The sequence below is a fragment of the Caballeronia sp. GAFFF1 genome (genome assembly GCF_023630705.1).
Lineage (GTDB): Bacteria > Pseudomonadota > Gammaproteobacteria > Burkholderiales > Burkholderiaceae > Caballeronia.
Genome location: NZ_JALQEM010000020.1, coordinates 18,057 through 33,554 on the forward strand (window position 1 = coordinate 18,057; position 15,498 = coordinate 33,554).

A 15,498-nucleotide genomic window follows, 5' to 3' on the forward strand; every position below is an offset into this window, starting at 1 on the left:
GCCTCCTTGTTCTCCGCGAGCCGCACGGTCATGCGGCCCGCCCTGCTTCAATGGATTTAGTTCGACGCCAGGCCCATTTGCTGACGCACCGACGACACGTTTTCACGCGTGGCGAGCATGCCCGTCGTGAGCGTGAGCGGCGGCGGCGCCTTGCCGTCCTTGATCCACGCGTACATCAGTTCGGATGTCTCTTCGCCGTGGCGCTTCGGGCTGATGATGACGGTGCCGTAGAAGCCCGTCGGGTTCGGCTTCTTGAACTCGTTCAGCGCCGAATCCGAGCCGCCGATGCCGATGCCGATCATGTTGTCCGCCTTGAAGCCGCGGCCTTCCGCCGCGCGCACCGCGCCGAGCACCGCTTCGTCGTTCAGGCCGTAGGCGACCCAGTGCTTGAACTGCGGGTTCTTCGTGAGCGCGATGTTCGCCGCGTTGAACGCATTCTCCGTGTCGGTCTTCGCTTGCGGCGCGGCGATGATGTTCGCCTTCGGGAAACCGGCGGCGAGAAGCGCGTCGGTCGCGCCGCTCGTGCGGTCGTGCGCGGTCGGCAATTGTTCGTAGGTGACGTCGATTGCACCGACATCCTTCATGTCCCAGCCGCGCTTCTTGATTTCGGCGGCGATGCCGTCGCCCACCTGCTTGCCGATGTTGTAGGCCGAAATGCCCATGTGCGGCACCGACTCGATCGGCTTGCCGGAACCATCGACGAGGCGGTCATCCACCGTCATCATCTTCAGCTTGTCGGCCTTCGCCTTCGCGACGATGCCCGGCCCGAGCTTCACGTCCGGCGTGCAGATGATGAAGCCCTGCGCCTTCTGCGCGGCGAGGTTGTCGATCGCGCTCATCACCTTTTCGCCCGACGGCGCGCCGATCTTCACGAGCGTGAAGCCCTTCTCCTTGGCGGCGGTCTCGGCGAACTTCCATTCGTCCTGGAACCACGGCTCTTCCGGCTGCTTCACGAGAAAGCCGATCTTGATGTCGTCGGCGGCCTGCGCGACGGGCGCGGCGATCATCGTGGCGCTCGTGGCCGTAGCGGCTGCGATCAGCGTGAGGAACACTCTGCGTTTCATTTTTGTCTCCCGACTTTTTCCGTTGTCTCAAAATACCCGCGTGCGGGCGGTAAAAAGCGTGTGGCCGCGTGTCTTTCTGCGTGGATGCCGCACCGCGGCCAGTGCGTCATTTCTTTTGATCCGTGCGTCTTCAGTCGTGGTACAGCGCGCTACGTCCGCCATCGACGGTGATGCAGCTTGCGTTGATGAAAGGCGCTTCGTCCGATGCGAGGAACACCGCCGTCATCGCGACTTCCTGCGGCTTGCCGATGCGCTTCATCGGCTGGAGATCGAGCGTCGCCTGCCGCGCTGCTTTCGGATCGGCTTGCGAGTCCCACCAGTCCAGCGTCAATTGCGTTTCGACGTATCCCGGCGCGATGGCATTCACGCGCACGTTGTTCGGCGCGTATTCGATGCCGAGCGCGCGCGTCAGCCCAATTACGCCGTGCTTGGCGACCGGATACGGAAAGCAGCCCGGGATGATTTTGAAGCTGTGCGTCGAGGCGATATTCACGATGCTGCCCCGGCCGCGTTCCACCATGCCGGGCAGCACCGCGCGGCAGCCGTTCCACACACCGTCGAGATCGACGGCGAAGCAGCGCCGCCAGTCGTCGTCGGTCATGGTGAGCGGGTCGCAGAACACGTTGATGCCGGCGTTGTTCACGAGCACGTCGAGCGCGCCGAGGCGTGCTTCCGTTTGCGCGACGGCGTCTTTCACCGACGCGCTTTGCGTCACGTCGGTCTGTACCGCCATGACGCGCTCGGACTGCGTTTCGTCGGCGATGCGCTTCGCCGTCTCGCGCGCTGTCTCGATGTCCAGTTCCGCGAGCGCCACCGCCGCGCCTTCGCGCGCGAACGCCAGCGCGATCGCCGCGCCGATGCCGCGGCCCGCGCCCGTGACCATCGCGACTTTGCCGGCCAGCCGGTTCATCGCTTCTCACCTTTCGCGATGGCGAGTCCATCCACGAACGCCTTCGCGTGCGATGCCGTGACGCTCACGCTTTGTCCGGGCTTGTAGAGCGCGGAGCCGAGGCCGAAGCCGTTCGCGCCCGCTGTCAGGAACGGCCCCATGTTGTCCGGCGCGATGCCGCCGACCGGCACGAGCGGCACTTCCTTCGCGATGACCGCGCGCCACGCCTTCACGATCGTCGGGCCGAGTTGCTCGGCGGGGAACATTTTCAGCACGTCCGCGCCATTCTTTAGCGCGAGAAAGCCTTCGTTCGGCGTGGCGACGCCCGGCGCGCACGCGAGTCCGTGCGCCTTCGCGGCCCGCACGACATCGCTGTCGCTGTGCGGCATCACGATCAGGTCGCCGCCCGCGTCCTTCACGTTATCGACGTAGCTCGGATGCAGCACGGTGCCCGCCCCGACGATGGCGTCGTCCGGCAGCGCCTGCCGGATCGCGGCGATGCTGTCGAACGGCTGCGGCGAATTGAGCGGCACCTCGACGATGCGAAAGCCGGCTTCGTAGAGCGCGCGGCCGTGCTCGGCGGCATCGGCGGGCGTGACGCCGCGCAGGATCGCGATCAGCGGACACTGGAAGAACGCCTTCGCGAGACCGGCGTGCATCTCGTACGGCCCCGGCAGGTTGATGTGAGGTTGCATCGTCTTGCTCCTTGCGTGTTCGGGTCCGTATGCGTTGCGTCAGGCGGCACTCGCGGGCGCATTCACGAGCCCGGCTTGCGCGGCGATTCGATACAAACCGTGTTCGGTGGCGTGCGCGACCGTCTGCGCGTCCTGGCAGTCGAAACGCGCGAGCGCGGCGCGGTAGCGGTCGCAGAGCGCATCGTTGCCGATCAGCCGCAGCGTCCTGCCCGCGAGCGACGACGCATCCCGCGCCAGCACTTCGTTCAGTCCGCGCAGCTCGTGGCCGATCAGCAGTCCCGACAAGTAATCCGGCTGCTGTTCGGGCGTCAGTTGCCCTGTGAGTCCCAGCGTACGCGTGCTGAAAATGGTCGCGAGCAGGCCGGGATGACCGGCATCGCGCGCAGTATCGACACCGCGAATGAACGCCGCTGCATCGGGCGCCGCGCCGTGCTGCATCGTGCGGCCGAGAATCGTGTGGTCGCGCAGCGCGCTGAACGTCTCGCCGGTCATGAACGTGTAGAAACGCTCGATGCGGCCGTCTTCGACGAACGCCCATTTCGCATGCGTGCCCGGCAGGCCGATCAGCGCGCCGCCCGGCGCGGACAGCGACGCGTCGGCGGAAAGCGCGCCGACGATCTGCGTTTCCTCGCCGCGCATCACGTTCGGCAGCACGCCGCGTTCGAGCACGCCCGGCACCACGCGCACGGTCACGCCGCGCGCCGCCGTCACCGTGACGATGCCCGCGACGAGCGCGTTCGCGTCGGCGGGCGTATCGACATACGGCGCTTCGATCCAGCCCTGCGCGCTGCCGATCATGCCCGCCGCGATCACGGGCAAGCGCGGATGCGCGTCGAGCCACGCGCCGCAGGTTTCCTCGAACGCCTCGTCGAAGCCGCCGGCGGGCAGCTTCATGATGCCTGCCGACGACGCGCGGGTGTCGAGCGCCGTGGCGTCGTCGCCGAGCAGATAGGCGCGCAGGGACGTGGTGCCCCAGTCGAGCGCAATGAGAGCGGGCGCGGTCATCGCTTGATCCTGCGATTGGCCTGCGGCGCGCGCCAGCCGAGTTCTTCGGAGATCGAGCGCGCTTCGCGCTGCACGACCGGAATCAGTTCTTCCATGCGTTCGTCCGGCATATAAGGAATGGTGCTCGCGACAGAAAGCGCCGCGACGATCGCGCCCGACGCATCGCGCACGGGCGCGGCGACGCAGCGAATCGACGCCTCGTTCTCTTCGAGGTCGAACGTGTAACCGCCTTGCGAATAGCGCGTCATGCGCTGAAGAAACGTATCGACGTCCGGGCGGTTCTCCGGCTTGAAGCTCGTGCGGGCGAGCGCCCGGTGCGACGCGTCGAGCAGCTTCTTCCACGCATTGGCTTCGAGGTCGAGCATCATCGCCTTGCCGATGCCCGTCGATGCGAGCGGCATGCGATGCCCGACGCGCGAACGCATTTCGAGCCCGCGCGTGCCGGGGATCTTGTCGATATAGAGCACGTCGTCGCCGTCGCGCACGCCCAGGTGAATCGTGTCGTGCGTATGCTGCGCGAGCGCCTGAAGATGCGGACGCGCGACCGCCGTGAGCGGCATCTGTTCGAGCGCGATGGTGCCGAGTTCGATCAGCTTCGGCCCGAGCAGATAGCCGCCCTGCACTTGCCGCAGATAACGCGCCTGCACGAGCGAACTCACGAGCCGGTGCGTGGTGCTGCGCGTCGTGCCGAGCGCCGCGCTGAACGAGCGCAGATCGCGTGCGCCGTTCGCGGCCGCTTCGAGAATCGCAAGGCCGCGCAACAGTGTCTGCGTGCCGGCCTGCTGCGGCGTGACATCGACGAGCGCGCTCGGCAGCGCAATGGCGTCGGCGTCGCGGCGGCCGGTTTCCCGCGCGCGGGCGTCGTTGGCGGCTACGCCGTTGTCCGTATCGGCATGCTGGAGCTTCGTCATGTCGATCACCCCTCGATGAGCGCGCAAGACGGCGCGCGCATTTCGCGTGAGGCGGATGAATCGTGCGGCGCGACCCGCGAGCGCGGGCAGGCGATCGAGTGCATGACGTGTCTCCGGTTTTGTTCTTGTTGGCGCGAGGCGTCTTGGCCTGCGCAGTGCCTTCTGACGGTGTCGTCGAAGGCTTGGACGGATTGTAGTTCCGGCTATCTCAAATCTTCAATATGTGGCCGCGCTGTTCACATAATGGGAGATAAGCTGACAACTGAAAGCGACACGCGAACAAAAAAGCCCTGACGGATCAGGGCTTTATCGAGTTTAGCGATGCCAGCTAAATCCTATTCCGGCAGTTCGGCCGCGCCCATTCGCCGCGCGATGACACGCGCTCGCATCGTCAGATACGCCGAATTGCGATGATCGTCGAAGTACTTCGGACGCGGCAGCATCACGGCGAGGCGCGCGCTCTGTCCCGCCGTCAACTTGGCCGCCGACGTCTTGTAGTAATAGCGCGCCGCCGCTTCCGCGCCGTAGACGCCGTTGCCCCACTCGACCGAATTCAAATACACCTCGAAGATGCGCTCCTTGGTCCACCAGAATTCGAGCATCCAGGTAATCACCAACTCCTGCGCCTTGCGGACATAGCTCTTCTCGCGCGACAGAAACAGATTGCGCGCGAGTTGCTGCGAAATGGTCGAGCCGCCGGCGACGATCTTTCCGCGCGACTTGTTCTTCTCCCACGCCTGCAGAATGGCGTCGGTTTCGTAGCCGTTGTTATTGACGAAGTTCGCATCTTCCGACGCGATGATCGCGCGCTTCAGATTGCGCGAAATCTGGTCGTACGGCACCCACGTGCGTTGCAGCGCGATGCCGGGATGCGTCTTCGCGAGCGTCCACGCATCCGCCCGCATAAAGGCGGTCGAGCCGGGATTCGTCACGGTCCACACGCCGATTTGAAGGAAGAAGTAGAGCTGGGTCGCGAGAATCGCGATGAAGAACACGGATACGCCGTACGCGATCCATCGCGCGGGACCGAGCCGCACCGCGCGACGCGTGGGCCGGTCGCTCGGCGACGTGCGGCTGTGGCCGGGCGCGGTGGTCATCAGGCTTTTGCCGTCAGTGTCTGACGCAGTTCGCGCAGCACCGCGCCGCCGTCCGGGCGCACGCCGCGCCAGATGAAGAACGATTCGGCGGCCTGTTCGACCAGCATGCCGAGGCCGTCGGCCGCGCGCGCGCCCAGACGCTCCGCGTGCTGCATGAAGACCGTCGGCTTGGGGCCGTACATCATGTCGTAGGCGAGCGTGGCCGCGCCGAAAGCGGCGTCGTCGCATTCGGGCAGCGCGGCGTCGAGGCTGCCGGCGGTCGCGTTCACGATCACGTCGTAGCGCGTCTTCTCGATGCTGTGGGCGCCGCCGCCCGACAGGCGCACGTTCGCCTCCTGCGCGGCCTGCGCGAACTGACCGACGAGTTGCTGCGCCTTCGCCGCCGTGCGATTGACGATGACGAGCGAAGCCGGCCGCCGGTCGAAGATCGGCAAGACGACGCCGCGCGCCGCGCCGCCCGCGCCGAGCAGCAGCACGCGCGCGCCTTCCAGACTCACGCCGAGATTCGCCTCGATGTCGCGCACGAGGCCGACGCCGTCGGTGTTGTCGCCGCGCACGCCGTCTTCCGTGAACGACAGCGTGTTGACGGCGCCGGCTGCCGCCGCGCGCGGCGACAGGGAGTCGGCGAACGCGTGCGCGTCGAGCTTGAACGGCACCGTCACGTTCATGCCACGTCCGCCCGACGCCATGAACGCTTTGACTTCATGCTCGAAGCCGCCGAGCGGCCCGAGAATGCGCCCGTATTCGACCGCTTCGCCGGTCTGTTCCGCGAAGCGCGCGTGAATCCACGGCGACTTGCTGTGCTCGACCGGATTGCCGATCACCGCGTACCGGTCGCGCGGCTGCGGCGCGTTCATGCGTTCGGCTCCTGCGAAGGCTGCGCCGACGCATCGGCCGGTGCTTCTGCCGACGTGTCCGCCGATGCCTCCGCCTGCGCTTCGGCTTCGCTCTCGGCGCTCAGGTCGTCGGCTTCGATGATTTCTTCCTCGGCTTCGTCTTCTTCGACGGGCGCGGCTGCGGACGGCGCGTCGATCACGTGCAGCAGACGGCACGACGCTTCGACGGTGAGTTCATCGATCGACACGACTTCGAGCATGACCCGCGTGCCGCGCGCATGCACGCCCAGGCCGGGCACGTGCAGGATCAGCGGAATCTCCTCGAAGCGCACGAGATCGTCCTTCACCACCGACGCCGGAACCTGCCGCTTGTTCTCCTGCTTCAGCCAGCGCAGACACCAGAAGTACTCCATGCGGCGCTGATGATCGGCGTAAGCGGTGTACGTATCGTCGAAGCCCTGCACGACGGCGAACAGGTCCGCGTCCTTCGGCTTGAACGGCGCGGCGAGCTTCGCGGTCACGCCGTGCTGCACGCACGCGAGCAGTTGCCACTGATTGACCAGATCGACGTAGCGGCGCAGCGGCGACGTGCTCCACGCATATTGCGCGACGCCCAGGCCCTCGTGCGGCGCGGGCGTCGTCTGCATGCGCGTGCGCTTGGGGCCGGGACCGCCGAAGCCGCGCTGCGAACGGTAGATGCCCGGCACGCCGTGATCGTTGAGGAACGCGCCCCACGACGAATTCGCGAGAATCGCGAGTTCGGCCACGATCAGGTCCAGCGGCGATCCGCGGCGGCGCGGCGTGATGGTGACGTGCTCGCCTTCGACATAGAAATTGAAGTCGTTGTTGCGCTGCACTTCGCGCTTGAGACCGTACGTCGCGCGTGCTTGCTGGCGCTTCTCGAAGAGCGCCTGCGCGAGCGGCCACAGCACGGCGATGTCTTCCTTGTGCGGATAATCGCCCGTGCCGGCGGCGAGGCTTTCTTCGGTCACGTGCTCGTCGAGATGGTTGTGGCGCAGATTCGACTTGATGAACACGCGCTCGGCGCGCGTTTCGCTTGCGACGATTTCCTGCGTCTCGCGATTCACGATGATGTACAGCGACAGCGCCGGCCGCAGTCCGCCCTCGCCGAGCGTGAAGACCTCGACGACGTTGTCGGGCAGCATCGTGATCTTGTCGCCGGGCATGTAGACCGTCGAAAGACGGCTGCGCGCGATCGAATCGATGGTGTCGCCGCGCGCGATGCCGAGCGCCGGCGCCGCGATATGCACGCCGATGCGCACGCGCCCGTCCGCCAGATGCTGCACGGAGAAGGCATCGTCGATTTCGGTGGTCGTCACGTCATCGATGGAAAACGCTTCGACGTCCGCTTCAGGCAAATCTTCGGGCAGCGGCGCGGGCTGCACGGAAGGGAAGCCGACGCCGTGCGGAAAGTATTCGGCGAGGAAGCGCGCTTCGTGCAATTGACGCGCGGACGCAATGCCGCCGCATTCGAGCATGAGCCGCGCCTGCGAAATGCCGCGCGCGGCCGCCGCCGCTTCGAGCGCCTTGTATTCGATGGAATTCTTGTCTGGCTTCGTCAGAAGGCCGATGGCCTTGTCCTTCAGCGCCTCGGGCAGCTTGCCCGCCTTCAGTTCTTCTTCGTAGCCCGCCTGCACGAGCGCCTGCTGGCGCTTGCGCTCCAGCGACGCGAGCGCCATTTGCAACTGCTCCTGCGGCGCGCGCTGATACTGCCCGCGCCCCTTGCGACGGAAGTACACCGGCGCGCCGTGCATGCGCAGCACGAGCGCGGCGCGCTCGCTCGGACCGAACTTGTCGCCGAAATAGTCCGCGCCGAGCGCGGCGAACGGAAACTCTTCCTCGGGCGCGCATTCCCACAGGAAATCGAGGTCGATGTCCTGCGCGATGGCGTCGGCTTCCTGCATCAGATCGGCGGCGGCAGGCTTTTCGAATTCGATCAGCACGTCTTTCGCGCGCACTTTTGCGCGGCGTCCGCCCGGCAACTCGACCTGGAACGCGTCGCCTTGTTTCGACAAGACCGAGCCGGCCTTGAAACTACCCGATTCCTCGAAGAAAACGTTCACTCAATACTCTCGTAAGACGGTGGACCGGACGCGGCATGCGCCGGTGGATGAATGAGGCGTCATGCCGCCGCGGGCGCGACGGCCGCGCGCGGCGACTGATCGCAGAACGCGAGCACGTCGCCGAGATAGTCCGCGAAGTCGCTGATCGCGTGGTTGCTGCCCTGAATCAACGTGGTGCGCACGCCGGGATAGCGCGCGAGCATGGTGCGGTAGTCGATCACTTCGTCGCCGGTCGCGGCAATCAGAAAGTACCGCTCGGGCCGCGTGATGGCATCGACGGCGAGCGCGCGCAGTTCGTCCAGATGGCGCGGCAACACGGTGATGCTGCCGCCGCCGTGCCACAACGGCTGTTCGCCCAGGTACGCGCTCAGGTCCGATTGCGGCACCACGGCGGGATTGAGCAACACCGCGCGCCAGCCGTGCTTTTCGGCGAGATACGTCGCGTAATAGCCGCCGAGCGAACTCCCGACGACGGTGACATCGTCCGACGCCGCCGTGCTCGCGATGGATTCCGCCAGCGCGATGGCGTCGCACGGAGAAACGGGCAACACCGGGCACTGCCATTCGCTCAACCGGCCAAGTTCCGCGAGGCGCGCGCGCATGGCGCGCGCCTTGAACGATTGGGGAGACGAGCGAAAGCCGTGCAGGTAGAGGATCACGCGGGGCCTCGTGTCGTGGTGCCGGACTCGCGCGCGGAAAGCGCGTCCAGCAGTTTCTGGTGCACGCCGCCGAAACCGCCGTTGCTCATGACGAGCACGTGATCGCCGGGGCGCGCGGCGGCGGTGACCGCCTTGACGAGCGGTTCGATTTGGTCGAAGGCGTGCGCCTTGTCGCCGAGCGGGGACAGCGCCTCCGCCAGATTCCAGCCGAGCTTGTCGCGGCCTTCGCGCGCGCCGTAGCCGAAGACGAGGTCCGCGCCGGCGAGGCTCGCAGGCAATTGGGCCTTCATCGTGCCGAGCTTCATGGTGTTCGAGCGCGGTTCGAGCACGGCGAGAATGCGCGCGTGGCCCGAATCGCCGATGCGCGTGCGCAATCCCGCCACCGTCGTTTCGATGGCGGTTGGATGGTGCGCGAAGTCGTCGTAGACCGTGACGCCGTCGACGCTGCCCTTCACTTCCATGCGCCGCTTCACGTTGCGAAAGCTCGCAAGCGACTTCGCCGCCTGCGCCGCCGGCACGCCGACCGAGCGCGCCGCCGCAATGGCCGCGAGCGCGTTCATGCGATTGTGCTCGCCCTGCACTTGCCAGTCGACCACGCCCTGCCGCTCGCCGTGCCAGTAGACAGCGAACTGTTCGTCGACCGTCGCACCGTCCTCGGCGGGCAGCGCCTGCCAGCCGCCCTCCACGCCGAAGCGCTCGACGCCCGACCAGCAGCCGCGCGACAGCACGCGCTCGAGCGCCGCCTCGCGCCCGTTCGTGACAATGCGGCCCACGCCCGGCACCGTGCGAACGAGGTGATGAAACTGCGTCTCGATAGCCGCGAGATCCGGGAAGATATCGGCGTGATCGAATTCCAGATTGTTGAGCACCGCCGTGCGCGGGCGGTAGTGAACGAACTTCGAACGCTTGTCGAAGAAGGCGGTGTCGTACTCGTCGGCTTCGATCACGAAGAAGCTGGAATCGGTCAGGCGCGCGGAGATGCCGAAATTCAGGGGCACGCCGCCGATCAGAAAGCTCGGATTCATGCCGGCGTCTTCCAGCAGCCACGCGAGCATGGAACTGGTCGTGGTCTTGCCGTGCGTGCCCGCGACCGCGAGCACCCATTTGCCCGCGAGCACGTGCTCGCCGAGCCATTGCGGGCCTGACGTGTACGGCAGGCCGCGGTCGAGAATGGCTTCCATGAGCGGATTGCCGCGCGACACCACATTGCCGACGACGAACAGGTCCGGCGCGAGTTCGATCTGCTCGGCCCCGAAGCCCTCGATCAGTTCGATGCCTTGTGCTTCGAGCTGGGTGCTCATCGGCGGATAGACGCCGGCGTCGCAGCCGGTGACCTTGTGTCCGGCCTCGCGCGCCAGGACGGCGAGGCCGCCCATGAACGTGCCGCAGATGCCGAGGATGTGGATGTGCATAAAGCGTGTCGCGCCGCGCGGGCGATGGAGTGCGGAAAACTGGAACGGCGCACCACGGATAAAAGCCGTGCGGGAGTGCGCCCGGAGGCGCATATTGTAACCGAGCGCGCCCGCCGCCCTTGCGCCATGCCTGCACTTCTGCCGCGCCGGCGCGCCTTGCCGGGCCCGCCCGGCGCGCCGGGCCCCGAGACGTTATCTAGTATGATGCCCCCATGGTTCGCAAATCACATATCGATCCGCAGCGCGTGCGCGAGGAAATCGCGATCGCGGCCGCGAGAATGATCGCCGAAGACGGTCTCGACTACTCCACCGCCAAGCGCAAGGCGGCGCGGCTGGTGGTCGGCGAAAGCAAGATCGGCGGCGAGTTTTTGCCCGACAACGATCAGATCGAAGAGGAAATCCGCGAGTATCAGGCGATCTTCCAGAGCGACAGCCAGCCCGCCGTGCTGCGCCGCATGCGCGAGACCGCGCTCGAGTGGATGGAGCGCCTCAAGCCCTACGATCCGTACCTGACGGGCGCGGTGCTCAACGGCACGGCCGGCGAGCATTCGGATATCCATCTGCAATGCTTTTGCGACAACCCGAAGGAAGTCGCGATCTACCTGCTCAACGCCAATATTCAATACGACGTCTCGGAGACGCGGCACTTCGCGGGGCGCGGTTATGTGGAGACATTGAGCTTTCTGCATCGCCTGCGCGGCGAGGAGCCGATCGGGGTCCACATCGCGCTCTACAACACTGTGGACCTGCGCGGCGCGGTACGCGCCGACGGGCGCGGCCGGCTCGCCCGCGCGAACGCCGCCGCCGTGCGCGCGCTGCTCGATCAATCCGACGATCCGGATCGCCCGCCGCTTTACATCGGCGAGTGAAACGGCAAGGCGCTTCCAATCTCACCTCCATGAACAGCACACGTCTCTTCGCGGCCCTGGCGGTCGCCATCGCCGCGACGGTCGGCGGCTTCTACGCAGGTCATATGTTGACCGGCAACGACACCGAAGCCGCGACGCCGCCGAGCGGCAACGCCGTCGACCAACTTTGGAAGATCACGCCGCCTGCCGCGTCCGGCACATCGCAGCCGCTTGCGGCCTACAAGGGCAAGCCGGTCGTCGTGAATTTCTGGGCGTCGTGGTGCGGACCGTGCGTCAAGGAAATGCCGACGCTCTCGGCCATGCAGCGCGAATATCAGAAGAAAGGCATCACGTTCATCGGGCTCGGCGTCGACAGCGAAAAGAACGTCAACGACTTTCTCAAGAGGGTCCCGGTCGACTATCCCGTCTACGTGACCGGCTTCGGTGGCGCGGACCTTGCGCGTAGCTTCGGGAACAACGCGGGCGGGCTGCCGTTCACCGTCGTCATCGATAGCAAGGGCATGGTTCATTCGACCAAACTGGGCGAAGTCAACGAAGCCGAACTGCGTCACACGCTCGACGCGCTGTAAAAATTCGCTGCGAATTCGGCTGACGTTCGCAGGATTAAGCAGCAAGTTGACGGCGGTTTGCTGTAACTTCTCAGTTTCGCTGCGATAATGTCGGGTCGCACGCGCGAACGAGCACGGTCTGTCGCTCGGTAAAACTAGACAAAATTCTCTAAACGGCGCTAAAGTGCGCCGAATTCCGCACAACCCGAAGCGACCATGACTATTCCGCCGGTGCAGCAAGGCCACGTAGCCGCCCGTTCCGCCGCCAGCGAAAGCGGCGTTGGCCGAGCCACCGCGCCCCATACGACAGGTTGCTACGCCGCCAGTTTCGCCGCGGGCGCGCTGCGCCGCACGCCCGCGCGCACCGGATGATGGCCGCGCCGGCACGCGGCTGACGCAGAACACACCCACAAATCAAGTCAAGCACCGGGCAGTCCCGGTCTCCAAGTATTGAAAGGGGATTTTTCGATGGACCTTCGTAAACTGAAAACGCTGATCGACCTCGTCTCGGAATCCGGCATCTCGGAGCTGGAAGTGACGGAGGGCGAAGGCAAGGTTCGCATCGTCAAGAACGCGGCGCCCGTCTATATGCAGGCGCCCCAGCAATACGCGCCGCAAGTGCAGGCGCAAGCGGCGCCGGGCGCATCCGCATCGGGCGATGCCGGCGCGAGCGCTGGCGCCGCCGCAAGCGCTGCCGCGCCGCAGGGCCACGTCGTGACGTCGCCGATGGTCGGCTCGTTCTACCGCGCGCCGTCGCCCGGCGCCGATCCTTTCGTGCAGGTCGGCGATACGGTCAAGGAAGGCCAGACGCTGTGCATCATCGAAGCCATGAAGCTTCTGAACGAAATCGAATCGGACAAGTCCGGCGTCGTGAAGGAAATTCTTGTCGAGAACGGTCAGGCGGTCGAGTACGGCCAGCCGCTCTTCGTGATCGGCGACTAAGCGCGTCGGGCCGTGCGCCGGACGCTTCGCTCCGGTCCGCCCGGCTTCACCGCGCCGGCGCGCGCCATCCGGAAGCAACCGGCTGCGCGCGCCGCCGATTCGAATCCCGAGGGCCGCTCGCGCGTGCCCGTTGATGAGCCGACCCACTGCCATGTTTGAAAAAATCCTCATTGCGAACCGCGGCGAAATCGCGCTTCGCATCCAGCGCGCGTGCCGCGAACTGGGCGTCAAGACAGTCGTCGTCTATTCCGAAGCCGACAAGGAAGCGAAGTACGTGAAGCTCGCCGACGAAGCCGTCTGTATCGGACCGGCGCCGTCGAATCTGTCGTATCTGAACATGCCCGCGCTCATCAGCGCGGCCGAAGTCACCGACGCCGAAGCCATCCATCCTGGCTACGGCTTCCTTTCCGAGAACGCGGATTTCGCCGAGCGCGTCGAGCAATCGGGCTTCACGTTCATCGGGCCGCGCCCGGAAACCATTCGCCTGATGGGCGACAAGGTCACCGCCAAGCAGACGATGATCAAGACCGGCGTGCCGTGCGTGCCGGGTTCGGAAGGCGCGTTGCCGGAAGATCCGAAAGAGATCGTCAAAATTGCGCGCGCGGTCGGTTATCCCGTCATCATCAAGGCGGCGGGCGGCGGCGGCGGGCGCGGCATGCGCGTGGTCCATACCGAAGCGGCGCTCGTCAACGCCGTGAACATGACGCGCGAAGAAGCGGGCCGCGCGTTCGGCAATCCGCAGGTCTACATGGAGAAGTTCCTGGAGAACCCGCGGCATATCGAAATTCAGGTGCTGTCGGATTCGTTCCGCAATGCGCTGTGGCTCGGCGAGCGCGACTGCTCCATGCAGCGCCGTCACCAGAAGGTGGTCGAAGAAGCGCCGGCGCCGGGCATCGCGCGGCGGCTGATCGACCGCATCGGCGATCGTTGCGCCGAAGCGTGCAAGAAGATGGGCTATCTCGGCGCTGGCACGTTCGAATTTCTGTACGAGAACAACGAGTTCTACTTCATCGAAATGAACACGCGCGTGCAGGTGGAGCATCCGGTGACGGAGCTGATCACGGGCGTCGATATCGTGCAGGAGCAGATTCGCATTGCGGCGGGCGAAAAGCTCACGTTGCGCCAGAAGGACATCCAGTTCCGCGGCCACGCGATCGAATGCCGCATCAACGCCGAAGATCCGTTCAAGTTCACGCCGTCGCCGGGACGCATCACGTCGTGGCACGCGGCGGGCGGCCCCGGCATCCGCGTCGATTCGCACGCGTACAACGGCTATTTTGTCCCGCCGAACTACGATTCGATGATCGGCAAGCTGATCTCCTACGGTGCGACGCGCGAACAGGCGATCAACCGCATGCGCATCGCGCTGTCGGAAATGGTCGTGGAAGGCATTTCGACCAACATTCCGCTGCACCGCGAATTGATGATCGACGCCAAGTTCGTCGAAGGCGGCACGAGCATCCATTACCTCGAAAACAAGCTCGCCGCGCGTCAGGCAGCGGTGGCCGAAGAGTCCTGAAGCGCCTTGGCAGAGAAACGAGCATGAGTTACCGGGAACTGATCGCCGAGCTGGACCGCGAGCACGCGGAGGCGCTGTCGGATGCGCTCCTGGACATGGGCGCGCTCTCGGTGTCCGTCGAGGACGCCGACGCCGACACGCCCGACGAGCAGCCGCTCTTCGGCGAGCCGGGGCTCACGCCCGAACGCAGCGCGTGGAAGCGTTCGCGCGTGGTCGCGCTGCTCGGCCAGGACGCGGACCCGGCCGTGCTGCTCGCCGCGGCATCCAACGACATCGGCCTGAAAGCGACGCCCGCCTTCTCGGTGCGCGAAGTCGAGGAGCAGGACTGGGTGCGTTTGACGCAGGCGCAGTTCGATCCTATCGCCATCGGTGAACGCATCTGGGTCGTGCCGTCGTGGCACGACGCACCCGATCCCGACGCCCTTGTGCTGGAACTCGATCCCGGCCTCGCGTTCGGCACGGGCAGCCATCCGACCACGCGTTTGTGCATGGAGTGGCTGGAGCAATCGGTGAAACCGGGGCAGTCGCTGCTCGACTATGGCTGCGGTTCCGGCATCCTCGCCATTCTCGCGAAGAAGTGCGGCGCGAACCCGGTCTATGGCATCGACATCGACCCGCAAGCGGTCGAGTCCGCGCGCCAGAACAGCGAACGCAATCACGCGGACGTCACCTACGGCCTGCCCGACGACTGCCCCGCCGGCGAGTTCGACATCGTGGTCGCCAATATCCTCTCGAATCCGCTGAAACTCATGGCCTCGATGCTCGCCGCGAAGGTGAAGCCGGGCGGGCGGATCGCGCTGTCGGGCATCCTCGCGCGCCAGGCCGACGAGGTCGCGGCGGTCTATGCGAAGTGGATCGACATCGGCGTCTGGCGCGAGCACGAAGGCTGGGTGTGCCTTGCCGGAACGCGGCGCGAAAGCCTTTAGAATAGCGCCATCGTCACCGTTTCGGCCGTGAGGCCGCTGGCA

Annotated in this window: 16 protein-coding genes; 6 read left to right on the forward strand and 10 right to left on the reverse strand. The window is 65.9% G+C overall.

All coding sequences use genetic code 11. From position 1 onward, the window contains the following. Positions 1-56: 56 nt before the first annotated feature. The 10 genes from NCR37_RS11120 to mpl form a co-directional block, all read right to left on the reverse strand. The gene (locus NCR37_RS11120) at positions 57-1,064 is read right to left on the reverse strand and encodes an arabinose ABC transporter substrate-binding protein (protein WP_250473052.1); all 1,008 of its coding nucleotides are present in this window, start codon (positions 1,062-1,064) and stop codon (positions 57-59) included. 130 nt (positions 1,065-1,194) lie between these two features. Continuing rightward, the gene (locus NCR37_RS11125) at positions 1,195-1,974 is read right to left on the reverse strand and encodes an SDR family oxidoreductase (protein WP_250473053.1); all 780 of its coding nucleotides are present in this window, start codon (positions 1,972-1,974) and stop codon (positions 1,195-1,197) included. After that, on the reverse strand, positions 1,971-2,648 hold the full coding sequence (locus NCR37_RS11130) for a 2-dehydro-3-deoxy-6-phosphogalactonate aldolase (RefSeq protein WP_250473054.1): 678 nt from the start codon (positions 2,646-2,648) through the stop codon (positions 1,971-1,973). The genes NCR37_RS11125 and NCR37_RS11130 overlap by 4 nt, the downstream gene beginning before the upstream one ends. Positions 2,649-2,687: 39 nt before the next feature. Beyond that, positions 2,688-3,653, reverse strand: coding sequence for a 2-dehydro-3-deoxygalactonokinase (locus NCR37_RS11135; RefSeq protein WP_250473055.1), 966 nt, complete (start codon positions 3,651-3,653; stop codon positions 2,688-2,690). Continuing rightward, positions 3,650-4,564 carry an IclR family transcriptional regulator gene (locus NCR37_RS11140; RefSeq protein WP_250473056.1) on the reverse strand — a complete coding sequence of 305 codons (915 nt, stop codon included), beginning with the start codon at positions 4,562-4,564 and terminating at the stop codon, positions 3,650-3,652. Before NCR37_RS11140 ends, NCR37_RS11135 begins: the two co-directional genes overlap by 4 nt. Positions 4,565-4,899: 335 nt before the next feature. Continuing rightward, positions 4,900-5,661, reverse strand: a complete 762-nt coding sequence (gene mtgA, locus NCR37_RS11145; RefSeq protein ID WP_250473057.1) for a monofunctional biosynthetic peptidoglycan transglycosylase — start codon at positions 5,659-5,661, stop codon at positions 4,900-4,902. Further along, positions 5,661-6,518, reverse strand: a complete 858-nt coding sequence (gene aroE / locus NCR37_RS11150) for a shikimate dehydrogenase (RefSeq protein ID WP_250473058.1) — start codon at positions 6,516-6,518, stop codon at positions 5,661-5,663. The genes mtgA and aroE overlap by 1 nt, the downstream gene beginning before the upstream one ends. Beyond that, positions 6,515-8,581 carry a ribonuclease catalytic domain-containing protein gene (locus NCR37_RS11155; RefSeq protein ID WP_250473059.1) on the reverse strand — a complete coding sequence of 689 codons (2,067 nt, stop codon included), beginning with the start codon at positions 8,579-8,581 and terminating at the stop codon, positions 6,515-6,517. The genes aroE and NCR37_RS11155 overlap by 4 nt, the downstream gene beginning before the upstream one ends. Before the next feature lie 59 nt (positions 8,582-8,640). Continuing rightward, positions 8,641-9,240 carry a YqiA/YcfP family alpha/beta fold hydrolase gene (locus NCR37_RS11160; protein ID WP_250473060.1) on the reverse strand — a complete coding sequence of 200 codons (600 nt, stop codon included), beginning with the start codon at positions 9,238-9,240 and terminating at the stop codon, positions 8,641-8,643. Then, entirely contained in the window at positions 9,237-10,652 is a 1,416-nt protein-coding gene (gene mpl / locus NCR37_RS11165; protein ID WP_250473061.1) for a UDP-N-acetylmuramate:L-alanyl-gamma-D-glutamyl-meso-diaminopimelate ligase, read from the reverse strand. The genes NCR37_RS11160 and mpl overlap by 4 nt, the downstream gene beginning before the upstream one ends. A gap of 212 nt (positions 10,653-10,864) precedes the next feature. On the opposite strand from mpl, the gene NCR37_RS11170 reads away from it, so the two are divergent. The 6 genes from NCR37_RS11170 (at position 10,865) to prmA (ending at position 15,456) form a co-directional block, all read left to right on the forward strand. Next, positions 10,865-11,521 carry a UDP-N-acetylmuramate--alanine ligase gene (locus NCR37_RS11170; protein ID WP_244847249.1) on the forward strand — a complete coding sequence of 219 codons (657 nt, stop codon included), beginning with the start codon at positions 10,865-10,867 and terminating at the stop codon, positions 11,519-11,521. A 29-nt stretch (positions 11,522-11,550) separates the two neighbouring features. Beyond that, complete coding sequence (locus NCR37_RS11175) at positions 11,551-12,090, forward strand: TlpA family protein disulfide reductase (protein ID WP_250473062.1); 540 nt, start codon at positions 11,551-11,553, stop codon at positions 12,088-12,090. 195 nt (positions 12,091-12,285) lie between these two features. Next, the gene (locus tag NCR37_RS11180; protein ID WP_250473063.1) at positions 12,286-12,441 is read left to right on the forward strand and encodes a hypothetical protein; all 156 of its coding nucleotides are present in this window, start codon (positions 12,286-12,288) and stop codon (positions 12,439-12,441) included. A gap of 96 nt (positions 12,442-12,537) precedes the next feature. After that, positions 12,538-13,011: an acetyl-CoA carboxylase biotin carboxyl carrier protein gene (accB, locus tag NCR37_RS11185; protein ID WP_250473064.1), complete on the forward strand. Its 474-nt coding sequence runs from the start codon at positions 12,538-12,540 to the stop codon at positions 13,009-13,011. A 151-nt stretch (positions 13,012-13,162) separates the two neighbouring features. After that, positions 13,163-14,530, forward strand: coding sequence for an acetyl-CoA carboxylase biotin carboxylase subunit (gene accC, locus NCR37_RS11190; RefSeq protein ID WP_250473065.1), 1,368 nt, complete (start codon positions 13,163-13,165; stop codon positions 14,528-14,530). 23 nt (positions 14,531-14,553) lie between these two features. Next, positions 14,554-15,456, forward strand: coding sequence for a 50S ribosomal protein L11 methyltransferase (prmA, locus tag NCR37_RS11195; RefSeq protein WP_250473066.1), 903 nt, complete (start codon positions 14,554-14,556; stop codon positions 15,454-15,456). The last annotated feature ends 42 nt before the right edge of the window (positions 15,457-15,498 follow it).

Coding starts and splice junctions, on each gene's coding strand:
- NCR37_RS11125 (WP_250473053.1), bottom strand. CDS start 1,974: ATGAACCGGCTGGCCGGCAAAGTCGCGATGGTCACGGGCGCGGGCCGC.
- mtgA (WP_250473057.1), bottom strand. CDS start 5,661: ATGACCACCGCGCCCGGCCACAGCCGCACGTCGCCGAGCGACCGGCCC.
- NCR37_RS11135 (WP_250473055.1), bottom strand. CDS start 3,653: ATGACCGCGCCCGCTCTCATTGCGCTCGACTGGGGCACCACGTCCCTG.
- NCR37_RS11170 (WP_244847249.1), top strand. CDS start 10,865: ATGGTTCGCAAATCACATATCGATCCGCAGCGCGTGCGCGAGGAAATC.
- NCR37_RS11180 (WP_250473063.1), top strand. CDS start 12,286: ATGACTATTCCGCCGGTGCAGCAAGGCCACGTAGCCGCCCGTTCCGCC.
- aroE (WP_250473058.1), bottom strand. CDS start 6,518: ATGAACGCGCCGCAGCCGCGCGACCGGTACGCGGTGATCGGCAATCCG.
- accC (WP_250473065.1), top strand. CDS start 13,163: ATGTTTGAAAAAATCCTCATTGCGAACCGCGGCGAAATCGCGCTTCGC.
- NCR37_RS11175 (WP_250473062.1), top strand. CDS start 11,551: ATGAACAGCACACGTCTCTTCGCGGCCCTGGCGGTCGCCATCGCCGCG.
- NCR37_RS11130 (WP_250473054.1), bottom strand. CDS start 2,648: ATGCAACCTCACATCAACCTGCCGGGGCCGTACGAGATGCACGCCGGT.
- accB (WP_250473064.1), top strand. CDS start 12,538: ATGGACCTTCGTAAACTGAAAACGCTGATCGACCTCGTCTCGGAATCC.
- prmA (WP_250473066.1), top strand. CDS start 14,554: ATGAGTTACCGGGAACTGATCGCCGAGCTGGACCGCGAGCACGCGGAG.
- mpl (WP_250473061.1), bottom strand. CDS start 10,652: ATGCACATCCACATCCTCGGCATCTGCGGCACGTTCATGGGCGGCCTC.
- NCR37_RS11120 (WP_250473052.1), bottom strand. CDS start 1,064: ATGAAACGCAGAGTGTTCCTCACGCTGATCGCAGCCGCTACGGCCACG.
- NCR37_RS11140 (WP_250473056.1), bottom strand. CDS start 4,564: ATGACGAAGCTCCAGCATGCCGATACGGACAACGGCGTAGCCGCCAAC.